The organism is Streptomyces prunicolor (assembly GCF_045162825.1).
GTDB lineage: Bacteria > Actinomycetota > Actinomycetes > Streptomycetales > Streptomycetaceae > Streptomyces > Streptomyces prunicolor.
Genome location: NZ_CP108676.1, coordinates 10,644,309 through 10,664,180, shown reverse-complemented (window position 1 = coordinate 10,664,180; position 19,872 = coordinate 10,644,309). Strand labels below are relative to the sequence as shown.

Annotated in this window: 22 protein-coding genes and 1 riboswitch; of the genes, 10 read left to right on the top strand and 12 right to left on the bottom strand. The window is 69.4% G+C overall.

What is annotated here, in order from left to right:
* Nucleotides 1-22: 22 nt before the first annotated feature.
* The 3 genes from OG588_RS48220 to OG588_RS48210 all read right to left on the bottom strand — a co-directional run bounded on the left by OG588_RS48220 (nucleotide 23) and on the right by OG588_RS48210 (nucleotide 1,213).
* On the bottom strand, nucleotides 23-175 hold the full coding sequence (locus OG588_RS48220) for a CbtB-domain containing protein (RefSeq protein ID WP_245607520.1): 153 nt from the start codon (nucleotides 173-175) through the stop codon (nucleotides 23-25).
* Between the two features lie 123 nt (nucleotides 176-298).
* Nucleotides 299-372, bottom strand: a riboswitch (cobalamin riboswitch).
* A gap of 124 nt (nucleotides 373-496) precedes the next feature.
* On the bottom strand, nucleotides 497-841 hold the full coding sequence (locus tag OG588_RS48215; protein WP_405952859.1) for a hypothetical protein: 345 nt from the start codon (nucleotides 839-841) through the stop codon (nucleotides 497-499).
* A gap of 45 nt (nucleotides 842-886) precedes the next feature.
* On the bottom strand, nucleotides 887-1,213 hold the full coding sequence (locus OG588_RS48210; RefSeq protein ID WP_405952858.1) for a plasmid stabilization protein: 327 nt from the start codon (nucleotides 1,211-1,213) through the stop codon (nucleotides 887-889).
* A 302-nt stretch (nucleotides 1,214-1,515) separates the two neighbouring features.
* Between OG588_RS48210 and OG588_RS48205 the strand changes: the two genes are divergently transcribed.
* Nucleotides 1,516-2,709, top strand: a complete 1,194-nt coding sequence (locus OG588_RS48205) for a hypothetical protein (RefSeq protein ID WP_405952857.1) — start codon at nucleotides 1,516-1,518, stop codon at nucleotides 2,707-2,709.
* A gap of 12 nt (nucleotides 2,710-2,721) precedes the next feature.
* On the opposite strand, the gene OG588_RS48200 is transcribed toward OG588_RS48205, so the two are convergent.
* Nucleotides 2,722-3,534, bottom strand: a complete 813-nt coding sequence (locus OG588_RS48200; protein WP_405952856.1) for a hypothetical protein — start codon at nucleotides 3,532-3,534, stop codon at nucleotides 2,722-2,724.
* 134 nt (nucleotides 3,535-3,668) lie between these two features.
* Nucleotides 3,669-4,502 carry a DUF427 domain-containing protein gene (locus OG588_RS48195; protein ID WP_405952855.1) on the bottom strand — a complete coding sequence of 278 codons (834 nt, stop codon included), beginning with the start codon at nucleotides 4,500-4,502 and terminating at the stop codon, nucleotides 3,669-3,671.
* 359 nt (nucleotides 4,503-4,861) lie between these two features.
* Here OG588_RS48195 and OG588_RS48190 point away from each other — a divergent pair, with 359 nt between their 5' ends.
* Nucleotides 4,862-5,302 carry a hypothetical protein gene (locus tag OG588_RS48190; protein ID WP_405952854.1) on the top strand — a complete coding sequence of 147 codons (441 nt, stop codon included), beginning with the start codon at nucleotides 4,862-4,864 and terminating at the stop codon, nucleotides 5,300-5,302.
* Nucleotides 5,303-5,434: 132 nt separating this feature from the next.
* Nucleotides 5,435-6,274 carry an SAM-dependent methyltransferase gene (locus OG588_RS48185; protein WP_405952853.1) on the top strand — a complete coding sequence of 280 codons (840 nt, stop codon included), beginning with the start codon at nucleotides 5,435-5,437 and terminating at the stop codon, nucleotides 6,272-6,274.
* Between the two features lie 29 nt (nucleotides 6,275-6,303).
* On the opposite strand, the gene OG588_RS48180 is transcribed toward OG588_RS48185, so the two are convergent.
* Nucleotides 6,304-7,275, bottom strand: coding sequence for a helix-turn-helix domain-containing protein (locus OG588_RS48180; RefSeq protein WP_405952852.1), 972 nt, complete (start codon nucleotides 7,273-7,275; stop codon nucleotides 6,304-6,306).
* A gap of 83 nt (nucleotides 7,276-7,358) precedes the next feature.
* Nucleotides 7,359-7,598, bottom strand: a complete 240-nt coding sequence (locus tag OG588_RS48175; protein ID WP_405952851.1) for a DUF397 domain-containing protein — start codon at nucleotides 7,596-7,598, stop codon at nucleotides 7,359-7,361.
* Nucleotides 7,599-7,945: 347 nt separating this feature from the next.
* Here OG588_RS48175 and OG588_RS48170 point away from each other — a divergent pair, with 347 nt between their 5' ends.
* Together OG588_RS48170 and OG588_RS48165 are read left to right on the top strand one after the other, a co-directional pair.
* Complete coding sequence (locus OG588_RS48170; protein ID WP_405952850.1) at nucleotides 7,946-8,773, top strand: DUF1684 domain-containing protein; 828 nt, start codon at nucleotides 7,946-7,948, stop codon at nucleotides 8,771-8,773.
* A 128-nt stretch (nucleotides 8,774-8,901) separates the two neighbouring features.
* Nucleotides 8,902-9,882 (top strand): ArsR/SmtB family transcription factor, encoded by a 981-nt coding sequence (locus OG588_RS48165; RefSeq protein ID WP_405952849.1) that lies wholly within the window; start codon nucleotides 8,902-8,904, stop codon nucleotides 9,880-9,882.
* A 74-nt stretch (nucleotides 9,883-9,956) separates the two neighbouring features.
* Here OG588_RS48165 and OG588_RS48160 read toward each other — a convergent pair whose 3' ends face one another.
* Together OG588_RS48160 and OG588_RS48155 are read right to left on the bottom strand one after the other, a co-directional pair.
* The gene (locus OG588_RS48160) at nucleotides 9,957-11,357 is read right to left on the bottom strand and encodes an NtaA/DmoA family FMN-dependent monooxygenase (protein ID WP_405952848.1); all 1,401 of its coding nucleotides are present in this window, start codon (nucleotides 11,355-11,357) and stop codon (nucleotides 9,957-9,959) included.
* The gene (locus OG588_RS48155) at nucleotides 11,354-12,454 is read right to left on the bottom strand and encodes an LLM class flavin-dependent oxidoreductase (protein WP_405952847.1); all 1,101 of its coding nucleotides are present in this window, start codon (nucleotides 12,452-12,454) and stop codon (nucleotides 11,354-11,356) included. Before OG588_RS48155 ends, OG588_RS48160 begins: the two co-directional genes overlap by 4 nt.
* A 457-nt stretch (nucleotides 12,455-12,911) precedes the next feature.
* Between OG588_RS48155 and OG588_RS48150 the strand changes: the two genes are divergently transcribed.
* Entirely contained in the window at nucleotides 12,912-13,691 is a 780-nt protein-coding gene (locus OG588_RS48150; protein WP_405952846.1) for an alpha/beta hydrolase, read from the top strand.
* Between the two features lie 4 nt (nucleotides 13,692-13,695).
* Here the strand turns inward: OG588_RS48150 and OG588_RS48145 are convergent, their stop codons facing one another.
* On the bottom strand, nucleotides 13,696-14,931 hold the full coding sequence (locus tag OG588_RS48145; protein WP_405952845.1) for a 4-hydroxybenzoate 3-monooxygenase: 1,236 nt from the start codon (nucleotides 14,929-14,931) through the stop codon (nucleotides 13,696-13,698).
* Nucleotides 14,932-14,989: 58 nt separating this feature from the next.
* Nucleotides 14,990-15,412 (bottom strand): hypothetical protein, encoded by a 423-nt coding sequence (locus OG588_RS48140; protein WP_405952844.1) that lies wholly within the window; start codon nucleotides 15,410-15,412, stop codon nucleotides 14,990-14,992.
* A gap of 282 nt (nucleotides 15,413-15,694) precedes the next feature.
* Here OG588_RS48140 and OG588_RS48135 point away from each other — a divergent pair, with 282 nt between their 5' ends.
* Genes OG588_RS48135 through OG588_RS48125 form a run of 3 tightly spaced genes read left to right on the top strand, consistent with a single transcriptional unit; the run spans nucleotide 15,695 to nucleotide 18,702 of the window.
* The gene (locus OG588_RS48135; RefSeq protein WP_405952843.1) at nucleotides 15,695-17,890 is read left to right on the top strand and encodes an MMPL family transporter; all 2,196 of its coding nucleotides are present in this window, start codon (nucleotides 15,695-15,697) and stop codon (nucleotides 17,888-17,890) included.
* A gap of 26 nt (nucleotides 17,891-17,916) precedes the next feature.
* A complete protein-coding gene (locus OG588_RS48130; protein ID WP_405952842.1) occupies nucleotides 17,917-18,225 on the top strand; it encodes a hypothetical protein in 309 nt (102 codons plus the stop codon).
* Between the two features lie 45 nt (nucleotides 18,226-18,270).
* Nucleotides 18,271-18,702, top strand: a complete 432-nt coding sequence (locus OG588_RS48125; protein WP_405952841.1) for an SsgA family sporulation/cell division regulator — start codon at nucleotides 18,271-18,273, stop codon at nucleotides 18,700-18,702.
* A 128-nt stretch (nucleotides 18,703-18,830) separates the two neighbouring features.
* Here the strand turns inward: OG588_RS48125 and OG588_RS48120 are convergent, their stop codons facing one another.
* Nucleotides 18,831-19,193, bottom strand: coding sequence for an STAS domain-containing protein (locus tag OG588_RS48120; RefSeq protein ID WP_405952840.1), 363 nt, complete (start codon nucleotides 19,191-19,193; stop codon nucleotides 18,831-18,833).
* 170 nt (nucleotides 19,194-19,363) lie between these two features.
* On the opposite strand from OG588_RS48120, the gene OG588_RS48115 reads away from it, so the two are divergent.
* Entirely contained in the window at nucleotides 19,364-19,846 is a 483-nt protein-coding gene (locus OG588_RS48115) for an ATP-binding protein (protein ID WP_405952839.1), read from the top strand.
* Nucleotides 19,847-19,872: the final 26 nt, after the last annotated feature.

The following is a 19,872-nucleotide window of genomic DNA, read 5'->3' as shown; positions in this document are numbered from 1 at the left end:
ACTTCCAGGTGCCGGCGGAGGGTCAGTGGCAGGGGAAACCGAGGAAGTGGCGGGCGTCGTGGACGAACTCGTGGACGTGCGTGTCGTTGCCGAACACCGACACGGCGCCCTGGTCGACACCGACGAAGTAGTAGACGGCCAGCGCGATCAGCGCGGTGCCGACCAGCCAGACGATCGACTTCGAGACCGGCAGGACAACCGGCGTGGACACCGGACGGGGTGTGGAAATGCTGCTGCTCAAGGTGAGCCCTCCTTCGGGATCGTGCGTCCCTTGCGTGTACGGGCGAGTGAGGGTTCAGTGTCTGACTCGCCCTCCACCTCGCGGCGGCGGGCTCACAGTGGCGCGACCGTGCTGGAATTCCACCAGCTTCCTTATGCCATCACTACAGGGGGAGAGTACGGCGCGTCTCTCCGGGCCGTCAATCAGGCCCGTTCCACGTACAGCTCCTGACAACACCGTGTGTGTGCGAGGAGTTGACTGCCGGCGCCCCTCCCGTCACCGCTTCGTCGTGAGTCTCAGGTCGACCTCCTTCTCCTGGTCACCCGACGCCGTGCCCCGCTCGTCCACGGCGAACGTGACGTCCAGAGCCTCGCGAAGCTGGTCCACGGCGACGTAGCCACCCTGCAGCGTGGCGGACACCGAGCCCTCCAGAGGGATCGGGTCGGTCGGGATCCACTCCTGCGTGGGCTCGAACTCCGCTGTCCATACGGCGGTTCGGCCGCCCGGCTGTTCCTGGGGCACGTCGTCGGAGGGCCGGTCGGTGGGGAACGCCGTCCGCAGGACGCCGAAAACGGTGGCGGCGTCCTCCTTGGAGGCTCCGGTCAGGGACACGGTGGCCATCGGGGTCACTCTCCTTGGGTTCGAGTTGGGCGTCGGTCAGACGGATCAGCGGCCGAGGGCCTTCGCCAGTTGCTGCTTGTTCATCGACGAACGGCCGTCGATTCCACGCTTCTTGGCCTCCGCGTACAGCTGGTCCCTCGTCGGTCCCCGCGCTCCGCTGTGGGAGCGCTCACCGCCGCGCTGCGGGGCGGACTTCCGGTCCCGGGTGGATGTCCTGCTCGCGGTCGCGGACTCACCGGCGCGGGCCCGCTCCTTGTTCACGGTACGCGCGGCGATCTCCTTCGCCCTGCCCTCGGAGACCCCGCGCTCCTCGGCACCTTCCTTGATGTGCTCGTACTGCCGCTCACGCTTCGCGCTGGAACCTCGCGGCACGACGCTCTCCTCCATCCGTTTTCCGACGATTTCCCGCGTACCCGCCGCCCGCCGCTTCTCACGCGGCCCCCGGAACGCGCTGATCCCATCTGACGCACGGCCCGCGCGCCGTGCGAGCAGACGGCCACCGAACGGATGAGCGGGTGAGCCCCGCGAGGGCACGCGCGGCGGGGCGGCGGCGTCACACGGGTGGCGTATTCGCGTGGCGGGGGGCCTGGCGGCGGCCTAGTAATGGACGGGATCAGCTTGTTCATCGCGCTTCGGGGGGCGATAGCAGGTTCTCCCTCTTCATGGAGCCGAGCATGACCACCCGCTCTTTCTCGCCCAGCCCGGACCAACCCGAGATACCTCACGGCATCGCGGCCCATCCGCTCGCGCCCTCCGACGGAGGGCCCGCCGACGGATCGCCGCCGACGTCACGTCCGTCGCAAGAGGGTCCCGCCCAGACCGATCCCGAGGGCGAGAACGTCGACCCGATGCACCGCCTGGTGCACGCCGCCGTCGCCGACCGGCCGCTCGAGGAGGTCCTCCAGCTCATCACCTTGCTGGAGCAGTCACCGAAGTACGCGCAGGCCACCATCGACGCCCTACGAGCGGTCGGTGTCGATCGTTCCGTGGAGGACGTCACGCGTCTGGTGACCCTGCTGACCCGGCCGCCGCGCAACCCCGACTGTGCCGACGAGGCGATCCGCGCGGCCGCCGAACACCGGCCCGTCGAGGACGTCACCCGGCTCATGGCCCTGTTGCAGCGGGCTCCGCTGGAGCCGCACTGCGGCGAGGAGGCGGTGCGGGCCGCGGCCGGCCGGCCCGTCGAGGAACTCGTCCAGCTAATCGGCCGCCTGGCCGAGGAAGCGGAGGATACCGAGCAAGCCGAGCAGCAGGGCGCATCCACCCAGGCCTCGGGGCCGACGGCGGATCGATCCGCCGCTCCGTTGTCCGAACCGTCGCCCGGACGAACCCCGGCGGACCCGCGCGATCCAGACCGCGCGGGCGACCGTCCGGCTGTTCGTCGGCGCCGTCCACGCCGTCCGCGTACGACGGCACGGCGCACCGCTCTCCCGCTCTGGCCGAGGCTGATCGCGGCGGCGGCGCTCGTGCTGTGCGGGCTGTCGTACTTCCCGCTGCACCGTGACGGAGCCTCCGGCACCGCCTACGGGTTCGCACTCGGTGTCTCGATCCTGTGCGTTCTGCTGGCACCGGCGCTGATCCTGCACGGCGGCCTGTTCGTGCTCGCCGTGTCCGTGGTGGTGCCGGCCGCGCTGGCCGCCCTTCAGTTGTTCGACGGGCGGTTCCACTCCTCACGCCTCTCGCAGGCGCTGCGGATCACCGCCGCCCCGCCCTGGTTCGCGGGCCTGATGGCCGTACTCGCCGCGCTGGCGGCGCTCACGGCGCTGCTCGCGCTGCTGGCCTCGCGGCGGTTCGGGAGGCAGCTGGACCTTCCTCCCGGCGATCCCGATCACCGGGCGCTGGCCGACGCGAGCCGGACGCCTCAGTAGGGTCGGCCGAGCTCAAGGAGCGGTGGCGTCGGGGCTGTTCACGGCGTCACCGCTCGCGGACGGTACGGACGATGCCGATGCCGCGGGGCTGGAGGCGGCGCTGTGGCTCGGGCGGGCACCGGAGCTGGAACCGGTCTCCGGCTTTGCGCTCGCGGACGGCGAGGCGGTGCCACCCGAATACGACCCCGCGCTGCTGGACGTCAGCGGCGTGGGTGTCGGGCTCTGTGCCGGAGTGTTCTTGGCGGCCGAGCCACCCCCCAGCGAAGTGCCCTTGCCGGACTCGTTCCTGACCGCGGCCGCCAACGGCTTGCCCATGACGAACTCCGCCGCGGTCACCGTGACCATCGCCAGCGCGAACACCAGGCCTGTCGCCAGGGCGTACTTCTTCCAGCCGATGGACTTCCAGAAGGATCCGGTGCCGGCCGCACGATACGTGGTCACCGACTCCTCGTCGGAGAGGGCGTCGGACGGTGTCGCGGCATCGGCCGAGGTGTCGTCCGGTAACGCGAACGCCGCCCGGGCGTCCGCGCGTTGTACGGCCCGCTCCTCACTCGGCGTCAGCGCCATCGCCATCGCCACCGACGGCACTCTTCTGCGGATCCCTTCGCCCGTGCGCCGGAAGGCGTGCTGGAAGACCGCGGCGCCGGTGGTGGCGCTGGCGCTGACCACGGCGGCGCCGATGATCGTCCCGGCCACCCCCAACAGGGACGCGAGGACCGCGCCCACCACGGTGGCAAGCGCACTCGCCACCACCTGCACAGCGGTCAGATCGAGCACCTTGCGCTTCGGCTCCTGCTTCTTCTCATCCTTTTTGTGACTCTCCATCAATATCCTTCAACATCCCTTTGCCAGTTCCGGAGCACGACAACCGTCGAAGAGGCATGTGCAAGGAGTCGACTGCCCGGTTGTCGGTGTTTCACCTCAACTCGAACCAACAGGGCTGGACTTCACCGGTACCGTCACGTCGACGACTGCCCCGAGAGCGCCTCGGTGAACGGCGTGACCGGGCGCTCCAGTGCCTCGCCGTCCACGACGATGTCGACCGCCTCGTTGTAGAAGGCGAGCAGATCCTTTACGGCACCGACGGCGGGCAGCGGCTCCGGGTAGCTCCAGACGATGTTCGGCGGGACACCGGGAACGCCGGGAACACCGGGCTCGCCCTGCCACGACCAGTACGTGGCGGTGCCCTTGTACGGGCACCCGGTGCTGTGGTCGGTCGGTTCGAACAGGTCCAGGCGGACGTCCTCGCGCGGGATGTAGTACCGGGTCGGCAGGCCGGTCTCGAAGAGCAGCACCGGGCGGTGGGTGTCGGCGACGACCGTGCCGCCGATCTCGACCCGGACGTGCCGGCTGCCGGGGACGGCGTCCACTCGCTTGTGCGGGTCGCGGGGGTGGATGAAGATTTCTTCCTCCTCCTCGTACCAGTGGTCCAGCCCGCGCCCGACCCGCCGGAACCACTCGAAGGCGATGTATTCGGCCAGGTCGTCCGCCGGGTAGGTCCAGGCCGCGTTCTCCACCGACTCATCCGCGATCTGAAGGTCGTAGAAGATCCGTGACCCGGTGTGCGTGCCGGTCGGCGGGTTCTTCGCCGGGCTGAGCAGGTCCTCGCGGACCTCGTCGTGCGGGAAGGCGTACGTCGGTACGGGTACGGCGGGCTCCCACACGAGGACGGGGTGCCTGCTGTCCACGACGGTGGTGTCGCCCTTGCGGCCTCGCACCCAGCGTGGGCTCGGCTCCCACAGGAGTCCTTCGGGGGTGGTCCTGACATCTCGTGCGGTCGGGAAGGTGCTCATGATCGTCACTCCGCGAGGCTGATCGAAAAGGATCGAAGAGGTACTGGAGCTTCCCCTTCGCCACCAGAATGGCTCGAATCCCGATGAAATTCGACCCCTGCTGACCGCGATGTTATGGGCGCAAAAATGACTTTGCATGGATGGGCGGGACAGCTCAACCGCCCTGTTCCACGCGGTAGTTTCCTTTTGGGCCCACTTGGCGGACCGCCGGGGAAAGGTTCTCCATCACGTCCCCGGGATGAAGCAGATGCACAAGGAATAAACCAAATGAACGAACCGATTCACCGAGCGCCCCTCATTCTTCCGTGCCGCCGAGCCACTCCCCCTGCGGCCACTCCACGTCAGCGACGGTTAATCCGGTGATCGCGGACCTCGGGTTCGCGGCCTTCGCCGAACGGAACTCCCCCCGCTACACGCTCTACGCCGAGGCCCGTCTGTCCGCGGGCGTACGGTCCTCCGCTGTCGTGGAAGCCACGCTGACGGCCGCCCGCGCACGGTGGGAGTGGCTGATGTGCCAGCCCTGCCCCGCCGCCGAGGTCTGGGAAGAACTCCGCCATCAGGTCGAGCGGCAGAGCGAGCGTTCCGCGCCGCAGAAACCGGTCCTGGCCGTCCTCTACCAGCGGCTCCCCAACGCCGCGTGCGCGGACAGCTGGGTGCTGTGCCGCCTGCTGGGGTTCCGTGTCGCCGAGGCGGCCGAGCTGATGGGTACCGAACCGTCCGTGGTCGAAGCGGCTCTCGCCGCCGCGCGTCGAACCCTTCCGCAACTCGTCGACACGGAGGCGCCCTTGAGGCACCTGTGACCCCTCCGGCGTACGCGGTCGCCTGCCGGATGCCGAGATCCGCCACCTTTCGCCGGTCTGCGCCACGGTTCACCCGAACCAGCGGTGGTGCGGCCGGGTGCCGCCCTCCTAGGATGGGCGACTCCACTTCGGATGGGGCGGATTCGGCGAGGGGACGGGCCGTTGGTGGAGAAGAATCATGTCGATCTGTCGTTGCCCAGCGCGGCACGGATGTACGACTGGCTACTGGGCGGCAGCAACAACTTCGAAGCAGACCGGAATGCCTGCGAGTTACTGCTGGAGGTGGCACCCACCTCGCGCGAGATCGCGCTGAACAACCGGTGGTTCCTCCAGCGCGTGGTGCGGGTGCTGGCAGAACAGCACGGAATCAGGCAGTTCATCGACTTCGGCTCGGGCCTTCCGACGCAGCGCAATGTGCATCAGATCGCGCAGGAAGTCGACCCCGAATCCCATGTCGTCTATATCGACAACGATCCCGTCGTCCTGTCGCTGGGCCAGTCCCTGCTCGACGAGAACGACAACACCGCGATCCTGTCGGTCGACATGACGGACACCGAGACCATCTTCGGGCACCCGGACTTCACCCGGCTCATCGACTTCGCCGAGCCGGCGGCGGCCCTGTTCATCTCCGTACTGCACTGCCTGCCGGACAGCGCCGACCCAAAGGCCTTTGTGGAGCGGGTCGTTGACGAGCTCGCCCCGGGCAGCTTCGTCGTCGTGTGCCAGCTGGTGAGCGACGATCAGAAGGTCCGCGACGACGTCACCGAGCTCATGCGGGTCCAGACCGGGGGCAATTGGGGCAGGGTCCGGGAGGAAGCGGACGTGGCGGAGATCTTCGAGAAGCTCCTCGTGCAGGACCCGGGACTCGTCGATGTGACCGACTGGCGACCCGACTCCGAGCTCCAGCAACGCCAACGCAGCATCGAATGGACGGAGTTCGGCGGGCTGGGGAAGGTACCACCCCGGAATTAGCGGGGCCCGGCGGCCAGCAATCCCTGCGACTAGGAATACCTCGCGACGGCCTCGTCCAGCATGCGCCGGCTCTCCATGGGTGAGGCACACGCCTCGCCCTGGATGCGCAGCAGGAGCTGGAGATGCCGTTCGAAGTCGTTCTCCTTCGTCGGCCAGGGCTTCGCCCGCTCCTCGGCGCTCAGCGCGGGCTTGTTGTAGTAGTCGGCCTTGCGGTAGCCCTCGACGTAGACGAGGTCGGGAAGGCCGCCGCGGCCGAACTGGAGGTGGGCCATGCCGCCCGCCATCGACGCCTCGTTGCCCGCGATCATCCGGTCGAGGAGCACGAAGCGGATGGTGATGTGCGGGAGCCCGGCCAGCTCCGCGAGGTGGAGCATCTGGCCGCGCATCACCTCGTCCGAGCCGGCCCGCCGCAGCAGGACGGACTCGTCCATGAGGAACACACAGCGCGGCGGCTCGGCCTGGCCGAACACCCGCTCCTGCCGCTCCCGGCGCATGGCGACCCGTAACGCCATCTCGGGGCTGTCCCACTCGGTGAGGTGCAGGCCCGTGCGGAGGATGCAGCTCGCGTACGCCGGAGTCTGCAGCAAGCCCGACACCAGACGTACGTCATACGTGGTGAGGCCGATGGCGACGGACTCGAGACCGAGAAGCCGCCGCAGGTAGTCGGGGGTGCAGTCGTCGAATCTGTTCTGGAACCACTCCGGTTCCTGGGCGCGGGAGAACAGCATCGTCACATTGTCCCGGGCCGGTCCGTCGAGTTTCAGATACGCCATCACCGCTTCGACCGTGCGCCCCTCGGGCATCGAGTCGGCATTCTCCAGACGGCTGATGGTCGAGTTCGAAACGAGGATGGCCTTCGCCAGCTCTTTCTGCGTGAGTCCGGCGGCATCGCGTAAATCCTTGACGGCAAGACCGAGCATGATGATGGCGGCGGTCTTTGTCGTGTCCGGCCCGGCCGTATGCCGGGCCAGACGATTGATCGGAATCGGGTCCGGGAACACGCTTTCTCCTTCAATGGGCAGTCACCTTCACATGATGACACGCCCACCCCGGAGGAGTTGCCCGAACTTATGTACTCCGACGCCTAGTTGGGACTGCCGAAGGTGTCGAACTCCCCCCTCTTCGCGCCGTCGAGGAATGCGCCCAGCTCCTCGGCGGTGAAGATCAGCGCGGGTCCGCCCGGGTCGGTCGAGTTCCGTACGGCCACGCCGCCTCGGGGCAGCGCGGCCAGCTCGACGCACATGCCGTTCGCTTCGGACTTACGGCTCTTCACCCACGTTCCCGGGATGAGGTCGGCGGCCATTCCGTTCGTGAAGTCCTGCATCAGAGAAGAACCCTCTCCGTTCGACAAGCCCATTTTTCCGGCCTTCTTCGACGCGGCCCCGAAACCGCACAGGTGGAGGCCCCATGAAATCCCGTCATGCAATTTCATGGCTCGGCGTGCACAAAATGCTAGCGGCTCAAAATCGAACAATGCCGTCCCACGTACGGGTGGATGGTGGCCCGCCGGGTGGTGCGGGCGCGTCGCAGGAGCGCACGGCGGCCCGCCCCTCCTCCGGCCTGACACGAAGCTGTCACACACGAGCCGGAATCCCCCGCCGGGCGACCGGGGTTGCCACTGGTACGGCCCCGCTTCAGGACCGGGCCCAGCGCGACGAAGGAGCAGCGACCATGACCGTGGACCTGAATACGACGGGCCTCCAGACCTTCACCCAGGACTGGCTGGAGTGGTATCGCGGGCAGGAGGAACGGCTCGCCGCTCCGCACGGGTTCCTGGCGATCACCGGGCTGCACTGGCTCGACGACCGGCCGCAGCGGTTCCCGGACGCGCCGGGTGCCTGGTGGACCGACGACGACGGGGTAGCCGTAGCCCTCGACGACGGTGAGGAACTGGTCGTGGCGGGGACGCCGGTGCGCGGTGAGCACCGCTTCGGTGTGCTGCCCGAGCGGGGCGGGGTCGACGCGGTGTGGGGCGACGCCGTGATCGAGGTGGCCAGACGGGGCGGGAACGACATCGTGCGGCCCCGGCATCCGGACGCGCCGCTGCGCACCGCGTTCGCCGGTACGCCTGCCTACGCGCCGGATCCCCGCTGGGTGGTGCGGGGACGTTACACGGCCTTCGACTCGCCGCGTCCGACGACCGTGGGCGCGGCGGTCGAGGGGCTGGAGCACGTGTACGACGCGCCGGGCCGGGTCGAGTTCGAGTTGGACGGGCGACCGCTGGCCCTGACCGCGTTCCCCGGGCGGGGGCCCGGCGGACTGTTGTTGCTCTTCACCGACGCCACCTCCGGGGTGACCACCTACGCCGCGAACCGAGCCCTCGCGCTCGCCCAGCCGGCCGCCGACGGCACGGTCGTCCTCGACTTCAACCGCGCGACGAATCTGCCGTGCGCCTACACCGACCTGGCCACCTGCCCGCTGCCGCCGGCGGAGAACCGGCTGCCGGTGTCCGTCGAGGCCGGGCTGAAGACGCCCCGTGAGCGGGGAGGTTCGGCCTGATACGGCCCTCCGTCCCCCTTCGACAACCATGCGTGCCCCTGAGTCGTCCCCCTTAGAGACGCGCCGGTTCTCGCGCGGCTGCACGCCCACCGACACTGCGCACCGACGACGCGTAGGAAAGAGGCCGCATGCTCCGTATCCACTTCACGTCGCAGGATCTGCAGAACATCCGGGTCGCTCGTCAGCCGCATGCGCTCTGGGAACTCGTGTGCGGTGTCTGCCGGTTGGACGCGCGGCAGGGGGCGCTGGAGTACGGGCACTGGCGTCGGTCGGTGCGCGAGGCGTTGGCGAAGGATCCGCGGGCCCGGCGGGCCCTGGCGCCGTTACAGACGCTGATTCCGCCCGTGGGCTACATCCCCGACTTCCTCACGCCGTCGGTCACGGGCGGCGGTCTGGCCGTCGGTCTCGACGAGGTGCGGGCCACCTCCCGCACCCGGCTGACCCGTGAGCTGGGGCGACTCGCCGAGTCCCGTCCGCTGCCGTCCTGGGTGTCCACTCTCGACCGACCGGGCACCAAGGCCCTGGGGACGCTGACGCGGGCCCTCGAACTGTCCTGCAAGACACTGCTCGAACCGTACTGGCCCCACATCCGCACAGCCGTCGGCAACGACGTCGAGCTGCGCTCGCGCGCGCTCCTCGACGGAGGCACCTCCGCGCTGCTCAACACGCTGCGCCCGCACGCCCGTTGGCAGGCTCCCGTCCTGGAGGTGGACTATCCCGTCGACCGCGAACTCCATCTCGAAGGGCGCGGCCTGCTGCTCATCCCGTCGTACTTCTGCTGGCGCAGGCCCACCGCGCTCGCGGATCCCATGCTCGGGCCGGTGCTCGTCCACCCGGTCGCCAAGCAGCCCCTGGAGATCGTCCGCGCGAGCAAGGACGGGCTGGAGCGGCTGCTGGGCCGTACCCGGGCGGTCGTCCTGGTGGGTCTCGCCAGTCATGGAGCGCGTACGACGTCCGAGGTGGCGACGGCGGCCGACATCGCGCTGCCCAGCGCCAGTTACCAGCTCGGCGTACTGCGCGACGGAGGTCTGATCGCCAGTCGCCGGGAGGGCCAGTTCGTACGGCACTCGGCGACTCCGCTGGGCCTGCGCCTGCTTCACGAGCGGTGACCGTGCACCCATCAGCCGGGATCAATGGGAACGGCTTCGCATTCATTACCGGCACACCCGCAAGTGCCGGTGGGTCAGCCCGCTCGGCGCCGGTCCGTCGTGGTGCGGTGGGTGAGGGGTTCGCGCAGGTCCAGGTGTTCACGCAGGGTCGTACCGGTGTACTCGGTGCGGTAGACGCCGCGTTCCTGGAGTGCGGGGACGAGCAGGTCCACGATGTCGTCCAGGCCGTCGGGGATCAGATACGGGGTGACGTTGAAGCCGTCGACGGCGCCGTGCCGGACGAAGTGGGCGAACTTGTCGGCCAGTCCCGCCGGGGTGCCGACGTGGCCGCGCTGGGGGCCGAGCGCGATGACGGTCTCGCGCAGCGACCAGCGGTTCGCGTCGGCCTTCTCCCGCCATTCGGCGACGACTTGGCGCGGGTCGGCGATCCGTCGCGCACCGAAGGAACCGTCGTTCTCGGCGACGACCGGGTCCTCCTTGGGCAGCGGCCCGTCGGCGTCGCGGCCGGAGAGGTCGATGCCCCAGAGGAGCCCGGCGATCCCCAACGCGGTTGCGGGCGTAACCTGTTGGAGACGGATCCAGCGCTTCTTCTCCAGGGCCTCCTCCTCCGTGGCGCCGATGATGATCTCGGTGCCCGGGAGGATGCGCAGGTCGTCCTCGGGGCGGCCGACGGCCCGCAGTCGGCGCCGCAGGTCGTCGGCGAAGGCGAGCGCGTCGTCAAAGTCGTTGCCGTGCGCGGAGAAGATGACGTCGGCGTTGCGGGCGGCGAAGTCCCGGCCCTCGCCGGAGTCCCCGGCCTGGAAGATCACCGGGTGGCCCTGGGTGCTGCGCGGGAGGGTGGGGGCGAGGTCGACGTCGAACTGCGTTCCCTGGTGGCGGACTTGGCGTACGGCGCCGGGTGCCGCCCAGGCCGGGGCGTCGGCCGCGCCGGACCCGGCCGCGTCCTGCCAGCTGTCCCAGATCGCGCGGGCGACGGTGAGGAACTCCTCGGCGCGGCGGTAGCGGTCGGCGTGGTCGAGGTAGCCGCCGCGGCGGAAGTTGGCGCCGGTCCAGGCGTTGTCGGTGGTCACCACGTTCCAGCCGGCGCGGCCCTCGGAGAGCAGGTCGAGGCCGGACAGGCGGCGGGCGAGGTCGGCGGGTTCGTTGAAGGTGGTGTTGGACGTGCTGACCAGACCGATGCGCTCCGTCACGGCGGCCAGGGCGGCGAGTTGGGTGATGGCGTCGGGCCGCCCGGCGACGTCGAGGTCGTGGATCTGACCGTCGACCTCACGCAGCCGCAGCCCCTCCCCCAGGAAGAACGCGTCGAACAGGCCTCGTTCGGCGGTCTGGGCGACGCGCCGGAAGTTGGCGGGGTCGATCTGCGAACCGCTGGCCGGGTCGGACCAGACGGTCCAGTGGTTGACGCCCTGGAAGAAGACACCGAGGTGGAGTCGGGCATCCGGGCGGGGGACGTCGAGGGGGTCGGTGCGGGTCATCGTGCGTCCTCCTGGGCGGCCGCGGCGGCGTAGCGGTTGGCGGGCCGGTCCAGGCCCAGGTGGGTGCGCAAGGTCGCGGCGGGCAACGGCCGTACGGCGTACCGCCGTTCGAAGAGGTGGGGCAGGACCAGCCGGGACAGCTCCGGGAGGTCCTCGTCCAACACCAGCGGGTGCAGGCGCACTCCGTCCACCACTCCCCTCAACTCCCCCAGCAGAGCGGCCAGTCCGGCGGCGGAACCGATGTGGCGCAGCCGTCCCCGGTCGCTCCAACTTCCATGCCGCTCAAGGTCGGCGAGGCGTTCCTCGGCCGTGGCGCAGGCAGTGTCGAGGACGACTTCGACCTCAGCGAAAGTACGCGGCGTTCCGGCGGCGGACGCACTCGTGGTGACGGCTGCGAGGTCGCGGCCCGTGACGAGGGCGACGTCGAGTTGATCGCCGGGTACACGCTCCGGGCTGCCGAGTACGACGAGTTGGCCCTGTGGTGGACGCGGCACGATCGCCGGGCCCTTCACGGTGTAGGTGTCGGCGGTGAAGTCGACGTAGTGCAGCCGGTCGCGGTCGAGGTAGCGGCTGGTGGCGACGGAGCGGATGACCGCGTCGTCCTCCCAGGAGTCCCACAGGGCGCGGACGACCTCGACGCCGTCGCGGGACTCACGGGCCCGGGCCAGGGCCCCGTCGACGAGCGGGCGCCCCCAGACGGCGGCCGCCTCGGGCCGCGTCTCCTCGCTCACCACCCACCCGGCGCGCCCGACCGAGATGTGGTCCAGGGACGCCAACTGGCTTGAGACATGGAAGGGTTCGGCATAGGTGAGCGGCACGACCGGCGCGACGCCGACGACACTCGTCGACGCGGCGATGAACGCGGCCCGCTCCACCGCACCGATCCGGCCGACCACGTCGGATCCGGCACCGGGCGGAAGCGCGCTGTCGTCCAGGGTGAGCAGGGTGAACCCGGCGTTCTCCGCGGCGGCGGCGACACGGGCCACCCGGCGCGGGCTCAGGAGCTGGTCGGGCGAGTGGGCGGCGCGGCGCCAGGCCGCGGAATGGGCACCGTCGCCGTCGATTTCGAGGGCGAGCCGCAGGGCGGGGCCGGACATGGGGTTCCTTCCGAGAACACGTCGAGACGGCCGGCCCGAGGGAGCCGGCAGGGGTCAGGGGCGTGTGGAAGGACAGACGGCGGAGGCGGTACGGCAGTAGTCGACATGCCGCCGGATGATCAGCCACGCGCCCGGGACGGCACCGTGGGGTGCGGCGTCGCGTACACGCATCGGGGCCTCCACCTGTCCGGGAGCGATCGCCTCAACCTACGTCGTCGGCCCTGGAAGATGTCAAGAACATTAGATGTACGCGCATGCAGCAGCCCCGGGACGGAAAAATGTTGGCCGCGACGACAAGCGGGCTGCTAACTTGCCGTTGGCCGTGACACCGCACGAGGAGGTGAGACCCATGAACGCAGTATCCAGGTGGGTGCTCCCCCTCTTTTCCACGGTTGGGCCAGCGGCATAGGTGTCGCCGGGAGCGCTTCACACCAAGGCGATCCCGAAAGGCACCATCATGGAACTCTCCCAAAGATCCCTGTACTTCACCGCCGAGACATCGTCGAACGGTGTTCTCGTCCGCGACTTCGCCGTCGGCGAGGTCACCGGCGCGCTCTGGTCCCCCGCAGCCTCCGCCTCCGAACGCGCTCCCCTGGTCCTGATGGGCCACGGCGGCGGCAACCACAGGAAGTCGCCCGCCATGGCGGGCCGTGCGGAGCGCCTCGTGAACGGCGCAGGCTTCCACGTCGCCACCATCGACGCCCCCGGCCACGGCGACCGCCCGCGCACACCGCACGACGAGCGCGAAATCGCCTTGATGCAACGGAAGATGGCGGCGGGCGAACCGGTCGGCGAGATTGTCGTCCGCTACAACGCCCACCTCGCCGAGCGAGCCGTACTGGAGTGGCTCGCGACCCTGGACGCCCTCCAGGAACTCCCGGAGATCGGCGCCGAAGGACCCGTCGGCTACTACGGCCTGAACATGGGCACCGCGATCGGGGTACCGCTGACGGCGGGCGAACCCCGCATCACCGCCGCGGTGTTGGGCCTCTTCTGGTACGACGAGACCCTCGCCGAGTCGGCGCGGCGGATCATCGTCCCGATCGAGTTCGCGTTGCAGTGGGACGACGAACACATCCCCCGCTCATCCGGTCTCGCGTTGTTCGACGCCTTCGCCTCGAAGGAGAAGTCGCTGCACATCAACTCGGGCACGCACAAGGAACTGCCCAGGTTCGAGGCGGACAGCGCGGTCCGCTTCTTCGCCCGGCACCTGACCGTCGAGGGCTCAACAGCCTGACAGGTCAACGCGGTTGCGGCCCGGCGCCCTCTCCGAAGTCCATCCCCGTCATGAGTTCGGAGAAGGCGCCGGCCGCGCCGGGTGAGGTGAAGAGCCGGTCGAGCCGGGCGCGGGCCAAACTCCGGTGAAATGGACCGGAGTTGGTGGCGTCACCCGCGTCGTGGAGCATCCGGGTCATCCAGTGGGAGAACTCCTGGTCGCTCCAGACCCGGCGCAGACATCGCTGCGAGTAGCTGCGCAGGGCGGTGTCGTCACCGTCATGGACGGCGTCCCGTACGGCTCGGGCGAAGAGATCGGCGTCGTAGAGAGCGAGGTTCATCCCCTTGCCGCCCATCGGCGAGACGATGTGCGCGGCGTCGCCGACGAGGAAGAGGCGGCCGTACTGCATCGGGTCGTGGACCAGGCTGCGGAGCCGGAAGATCTCGCGGTCGGTGATCGGGCCGGAGACGAGGGCCGGGTCGCCGAGCCGGGTGCGCAGCGCGTCCCAGACGCGGGCGTCGGACCAGGCGTCGGGGCGATCGTCCGGCGGGCACTGGAGGTAGTAGCGGCTGGCGTACGGGCCGCGCGGGAAGTGGGCCGCGAAGCCCTGCGGGCTGACGGCCAGGAGCGGGTGGGCGGGCGGCGGGGCGTCGGCCATGACCGTCAGCCAGCCGATCCCGTGATCGAAGGCGTACGGCGTGAGGGCCCCGTCCGGGACGGCCGTGCGGCTGATGCCGTGGTCGCCGTCGCAGCCCGCGACGTAGGAGCAGGTGATCGTCCGGAGGCCGCCGTCCGCGGTGCGGTAGCGGACGGTGGGGCGGTCGTCGGTCAGGTCGTGCAGGGAGACGTCGGCGGCCTCGAAGCGCAGGTCGCCGCCGTCCTCCAGGTAGGCGGCGGTGAGCTTCTGGACCAGCATCTGCTGGGGGCAGAGGCGGGCCGTGGGGCCCTCGGAGCCGTCGTAGTCGTTCACCAGGTGTGTCTCGCCGTCGACCCGGAGCTCCAGGATGCCGTCGTGCGGGACACCGCCCAGCACGCGGTCGGCCAGCCCCCAGGAGTCGAACATCCGGACGGCGCGGGTCTCGACGATGCCTGCCCGCTGGCGCTGTGCCACGTACTCGCGGGTCTGCCGCTCCAGGACGACGCAGTCGATCCCGCTGCGCCGCAACAGGTTCGCGACGGTCAGGCCGGCCGGGCCCGCACCGATGACCACCACGGTCGTGGATTCCGGCGACTCGCTCAACTCCCGCACAGTGTCGGCCACTTGACCACCTCCGGAAGCACCCTACCGACACCGAGGTCCCGGCCGACCGGCCACCGGGTCACTTCACCTCGATCGTCACCTTCCAGGTCTCGACGAGCAGGGGGCAGAGGCTGCCGGGGTCGGGGACGCAGCGGCGTTGCGCGGTGACGGTGGCGGCGCCGGCGGATGCCGCGTGGAAGACGGCGGTGGCGTCTCCGGACGGGTACGTGGCGTCGGAAGCGTGCCCGAGCACCGCCGAGTCACCGGACTCCGGAGCGGTCCAGGTGTAGGTGAATCCGCGCTCGCGGGAGTGGGTGAGCCGGATCTCGACATCGCCACCCGAACTCGCGGGCACCGTCCGGCCGTTGTCCGTGTTGGTGAGGACGACACGTCCGGCCAGGTGTGCGTGCGGCGTCTGTCCCTGGGCGGTGGCCGATACCGTCACGGCCACGAGGACCAACCCCGCGGCTCCAAAAGCCGTGGACCACTTCGCTGCTCCCATGATTTCCTCTCCTGGCACCCGCCGGGCGGGCGGTCTCCACAGGCGGCGAGCGTGCCGCCCCGCGGCACAACGTGGTGGAGGAGGACGGGTCACAGACAACCACCCGTTCGTGCGGACCTGTGCCGCGACTATGCGTGTGTTATGAATCTTCACGCGTGACCGATAGGACAAGACGAAAGACAACCGTTCGACCGGCCCACGGGTGAGGACCGGTCGGGGTCGCCGATGCCGGGGTCCGCTCCCCGGGCTGCGGTGATCTTCCTTCCCAGGAGGACCTCCCGCATGTTTCGACGTATAGGCACTGGAGTCGTCAGACACCCCGTCTGGACGATCGTGGCCTGGCTGATCGCGGCGGTGGCGATTGTCGCCACCGCGCCCGGCCTGCCCTCCAACAGTGACGAGAGCAGTTTCCTGCCCAAGAGCTACGAGTCCATCAAAGCGGCGGATCTCCAGGCGAAGGCGTTCCCCAGCGCGTTCACCCCGTCCGCGATCGCGCTGTACCAGCGCACCGACGGCGGCAAGCTCACCGCCGCCGACCAGCAGGATGTCGCCCGGATCACGACCGAGCTGGGCAAGAAGCACATCGACCAGGTGCAGAAGGTGGTCCCCGGCCAGCCGTCCAAGGACGGCAGGTACACCATGACCCTGGTCCAGATGGACAGCAAGAAGGCCGGTCAGCCCGTGCAGGCGGATGCCGCGAAGGTGTTGCGCGACGACGTCAAACAGCTGGCCAAGGGCACGGACCTCGAAGTGAAGCTCGGCGGTTCCGCCGCGCAGGCCCTCGACCAGCAGGACTCCTCGAAGCGCGGGGAGGCACTGATCGGCATCGGCACCTTCCTCATCATTCTGGTGACCCTGCTGATCATCTTCCGGGCGCCGATCCTCGCCGTCCTGCCGCTGGTCCTGATCGGCGTGGTGGCGTCCATCGCCAACGGGCTGATCGCGTACGCCACCAAGCTGTTCGGCCTCCAGGCCAACAGTTCCGTCTCGTCGATCCTGATCGTCGTGCTGTTCGGCGTGGGCACGGACTACTTCCTGTTCCTGATGTTCCGGTACCGAGAACGTCTGCGGGCGGGTGACGAACCGAAGCAGGCCATGGTCAACGCGGTCGCCCGGGTCGGCGAGGCCATCGCCTCGGCGGCCGGCGCGGTCATCATCGCGTTCCTCGCGCTGGTGCTGTCCACGCTGGGCTTCCTCAAGCAGATGGGCCCGGCGCTGGCCATCTCGGTCACCGTCACCCTGATCGCGGGCCTGACCCTGATCCCGGCCGTGGTGTCGCTGATCGGGCCGAAGGTCTTCTGGCCCTCCAAGTCCTGGCAACGGGAGCCGGAGAACGCCCGGTTCGCGGCTCTCGGACGCGGTGTGCAGCGCCGGCCCGCGCTGGCGGCCGCGCTCTCCGGGCTCGTTCTCGTCGCGCTGTCGCTGGGCACCCTCGGCTACAAGGCCACCTTCGACCTGGCCTCGGGTTCCATGCCCAAGACCAAGGAGTCGATGGTCGTCCAGGACGAGATGCAGAAGGCGTACTCGGCGGGCGCCGCGGCCCCCACCGACGTCTATCTCTCCAGCACCGACGGCAAGCCGCTCGACAAGACCGCGTTCACCTCCTACGCGGAGAAGCTCGGGGCCGTGGACGGCGTCGCGAGCGCCCGCATGAGCCAGGTCAACCCGGGCGGCACCACGGCGGACTTCACCGTCACGTTGAAGTACGAGGCGTCCACGGAGAAGGCGATCGACACCGTGGGCCGGGTGCGCGACGTCGCGCACTCCGCCGCGCCCGACGGCACCGAGGCGGTGGTCGGCGGTATGTCCTCGATCTACAAGGACATCAACGCGGCGGTCAACCACGACTACCGGACCGTGTTCCCCGTCGCCGCCCTGCTGATCATGCTGATCCTGGGGCTGCTGCTGCGCAGCGTGGTCGCGCCGTGGTACCTGATCGCCTCGGTGGGTCTCGGCTTCGGCGCCACCCTCGGGGCGACCGTCTGGATCTTCCAGGACGCGCAGGGACACCCGGGGCTGATGTTCATGCTCCCGGTGATCATGTATCTCTTCGTGGTCGCCATCGGCACGGACTACAACATCCTCATGATCGCCCGGCTCCGCGAGGAGGCCCGCGAGGGCCGCGATCCGCGCGAGGCGGCGAGCATGGCGCTACGGCACGCGGGGCCCACCGTGGCCGCGGCCGGTTTCATCCTCGCGGCGACCTTCGCGACGATGATGCTGGCGGGCAACGCGCTGCTCACGGAGATGGGCTTCGCCGTCTCCTTCGGCATCGCCGTCGCCGCCTTCGTGATGGCGATGTTCTTCACGCCGAGCCTCACCGCCCTGATCGGCCACGCCGCCTGGTGGCCCGGCAACGCCGACCGCACCCAGGAACCCAAGTCCGGCACCGGCACCGGTTCCGACACCTCCGGGCCGGTCTCCGGCACAGGGGACCAGGACTCGGTCAGCCACGGCCCGGCGGGCCGTCGTAACTAGCAACTAGCAACTAGCAACTAGCAACAATGCGGGGCCTGTTCGCCGATCTGCACGACCGGCGAACAGGCCCCGCACCCACGTCAACGGTCATCGTGCCCGCGCAGGCAGTCGATCAGCGTGTCGAGGGACGCTTCGAGCGCAACCGTGTCGCGACGGACCACTACCGCGAGTTCACCCATCACGCCGGTCTGCTCAACACCTTTGTGTCCAAGTGGGATCCGGGGATCGAGGCTGATCTGTTTCGGACCGTACGGACGGGGCACAAGCGAGCGCAGTCCAGTGCTTCGGCAGGCAGGTCTGCCTTCTTCCTGTGCGAGGAGTCTCGTCGTGCCTGATGTGATCGCGCCGAACTCCTCTTCCTGGGAACGGGAGTTGCTGTCGTGAGGAAGTACTCGGGCGGCAATCCCCTGAGGGTCGGCATGACCGGGTTCGTGGTGCTGGCGGAAGACGAAGGGGCCGTCGTCGCCACGGAGTTGGTGTACCGGCCGGACGACTGCCTGGCGGTGCGGCTGGTGTTGGTCGGGCCCGACGGCATGGAGGTCACCTGGACCTTTGCCTGGGAGCTGCTCGCGCTGGGCCTGATGTACCCGGCCGGCGACGGAGACATCACCGTACGACCCGCGCCGGACCCGCTCGCGGGCATCGAGGTGGCCCTCGGCTCCCCGTCCGTCGCACGCGTGTGGCTGCCCGTCGCGGACACCGCGGACTTCGTACGGAGGGTACGGCGGCGCGTCGGCCGCGACGTCGGCGGTATCGCTCCGGCGCTCGATCAGGAACTCGCCGCGATCACGAGCGAGGCGAGCGGGGCGTAGGAGAGCAGCCCGGGCCAAGAGCTGGTCGACGATGCGCCGGTCGCCGTCCGCCTTCAAGTCCGCGGCGGGTGTGGGCAGTCGGGTGGTCTGCGGCCACCCCACAGTAAATTTCACGGGCACCGCAACAGTCAGCCCTCAAGGGCCTGTTGGACCGTCGGGTGGCATTCGATGAAGCCGTCGATACCGACGAGTTGGATGACGCGCAGCACGGGTGCGGCGGCCCCGGCCAAGCGCAGCCAGCCGCCCGCTTCGACGAGAGCGGTGTGTACGGCGATGAGAATGTTGATGCCGCTGGAGTCCATGAAGGTGACGTGGTGCAGGTCGATGACAATGCGCGGTGCGGCGCCCTCCGGTGGCTCCAGCGCCTCCCTCAGTGTGCCGCCTGTCTGCTGGTCGATCTCTCCGGCAACAGCCACGACCAAGGTTCCGTCGACGACGTCGGTCCTGACCGACAACCGCCCCGGCTGCCCCGCTTGTTCGGTGTGCGCCATCTGTCCTCATACACAGGTCGGTGAGCGTTACGGATCAGGATTTTCATCCGAAGTGCTGCCCCGCATCGTACGGTTGATGCTTGTGTCCGGTGGAGTCGACGGAGATTGACGGAGTGCGCATCGCTTCACGGGGTATGCGCGGGAACGCGGAAGGCGGTGAAACGATCCGGATGCAACCAGATTCATCGGAGGACGACGACCCAGCACCGCAGGCCCCGGCCCTTCGGTCCACCGTGGCGTTGGACGGCGACGGCTCCTGCATCGCCGAGGCCCGTCGGCTGGCCGCGACATTCCTGGCCCGGGCGCAGGTCGAGTATGGGCTGCCGGTGTCGGCCCGCGCCATGGATCTCACTCAGCTGGTGGTCAGCGAGTTGGTCACCAACGCCCGTAAGTACGCGCCCGGTCCGGTGTTGATGGATCTGCGGATCGTCGATTCCCAGGTCGAGGTGGAGGTGTGGGACTCCGACCCGGTGCTGCCGGTCGCCCGTGCCGCCGACGCCCAACGGGTCGGCCAGCACGGCCTGGAGATCGTACGGGCCGTGGCGCGAGGTTTCGAGGCTCAGCGCGAATCCGTCGGCAAACGCATCACCGCCCGGATCCCCTTGACGGACGCCCCGGAGGGCGCAGCGGGTGGTGGGACACAGGTGCCGTAAGTGCCGTATCGCACCGCCGAGTTGAG

Excerpts from the sequence above, each read along its gene's own strand:
- OG588_RS48215 (WP_405952859.1), bottom strand. The coding sequence starts at position 841 with ATGGCCACCGTGTCCCTGACCGGAGCCTCCAAGGAGGACGCCGCCACC.
- OG588_RS48205 (WP_405952857.1), top strand. The coding sequence starts at position 1,516 with ATGACCACCCGCTCTTTCTCGCCCAGCCCGGACCAACCCGAGATACCT.
- OG588_RS48200 (WP_405952856.1), bottom strand. The coding sequence starts at position 3,534 with ATGGAGAGTCACAAAAAGGATGAGAAGAAGCAGGAGCCGAAGCGCAAG.
- OG588_RS48195 (WP_405952855.1), bottom strand. The coding sequence starts at position 4,502 with ATGAGCACCTTCCCGACCGCACGAGATGTCAGGACCACCCCCGAAGGA.
- OG588_RS48185 (WP_405952853.1), top strand. The coding sequence starts at position 5,435 with ATGGGGCGGATTCGGCGAGGGGACGGGCCGTTGGTGGAGAAGAATCAT.
- OG588_RS48175 (WP_405952851.1), bottom strand. The coding sequence starts at position 7,598 with ATGCAGGACTTCACGAACGGAATGGCCGCCGACCTCATCCCGGGAACG.
- OG588_RS48170 (WP_405952850.1), top strand. The coding sequence starts at position 7,946 with ATGACCGTGGACCTGAATACGACGGGCCTCCAGACCTTCACCCAGGAC.
- OG588_RS48165 (WP_405952849.1), top strand. The coding sequence starts at position 8,902 with ATGCTCCGTATCCACTTCACGTCGCAGGATCTGCAGAACATCCGGGTC.
- OG588_RS48160 (WP_405952848.1), bottom strand. The coding sequence starts at position 11,357 with ATGACCCGCACCGACCCCCTCGACGTCCCCCGCCCGGATGCCCGACTC.
- OG588_RS48155 (WP_405952847.1), bottom strand. The coding sequence starts at position 12,454 with ATGTCCGGCCCCGCCCTGCGGCTCGCCCTCGAAATCGACGGCGACGGT.
- OG588_RS48150 (WP_405952846.1), top strand. The coding sequence starts at position 12,912 with ATGGAACTCTCCCAAAGATCCCTGTACTTCACCGCCGAGACATCGTCG.
- OG588_RS48140 (WP_405952844.1), bottom strand. The coding sequence starts at position 15,412 with ATGGGAGCAGCGAAGTGGTCCACGGCTTTTGGAGCCGCGGGGTTGGTC.
- OG588_RS48135 (WP_405952843.1), top strand. The coding sequence starts at position 15,695 with ATGTTTCGACGTATAGGCACTGGAGTCGTCAGACACCCCGTCTGGACG.
- OG588_RS48130 (WP_405952842.1), top strand. The coding sequence starts at position 17,917 with ATGCGGGGCCTGTTCGCCGATCTGCACGACCGGCGAACAGGCCCCGCA.
- OG588_RS48120 (WP_405952840.1), bottom strand. The coding sequence starts at position 19,193 with ATGGCGCACACCGAACAAGCGGGGCAGCCGGGGCGGTTGTCGGTCAGG.
- OG588_RS48115 (WP_405952839.1), top strand. The coding sequence starts at position 19,364 with ATGCAACCAGATTCATCGGAGGACGACGACCCAGCACCGCAGGCCCCG.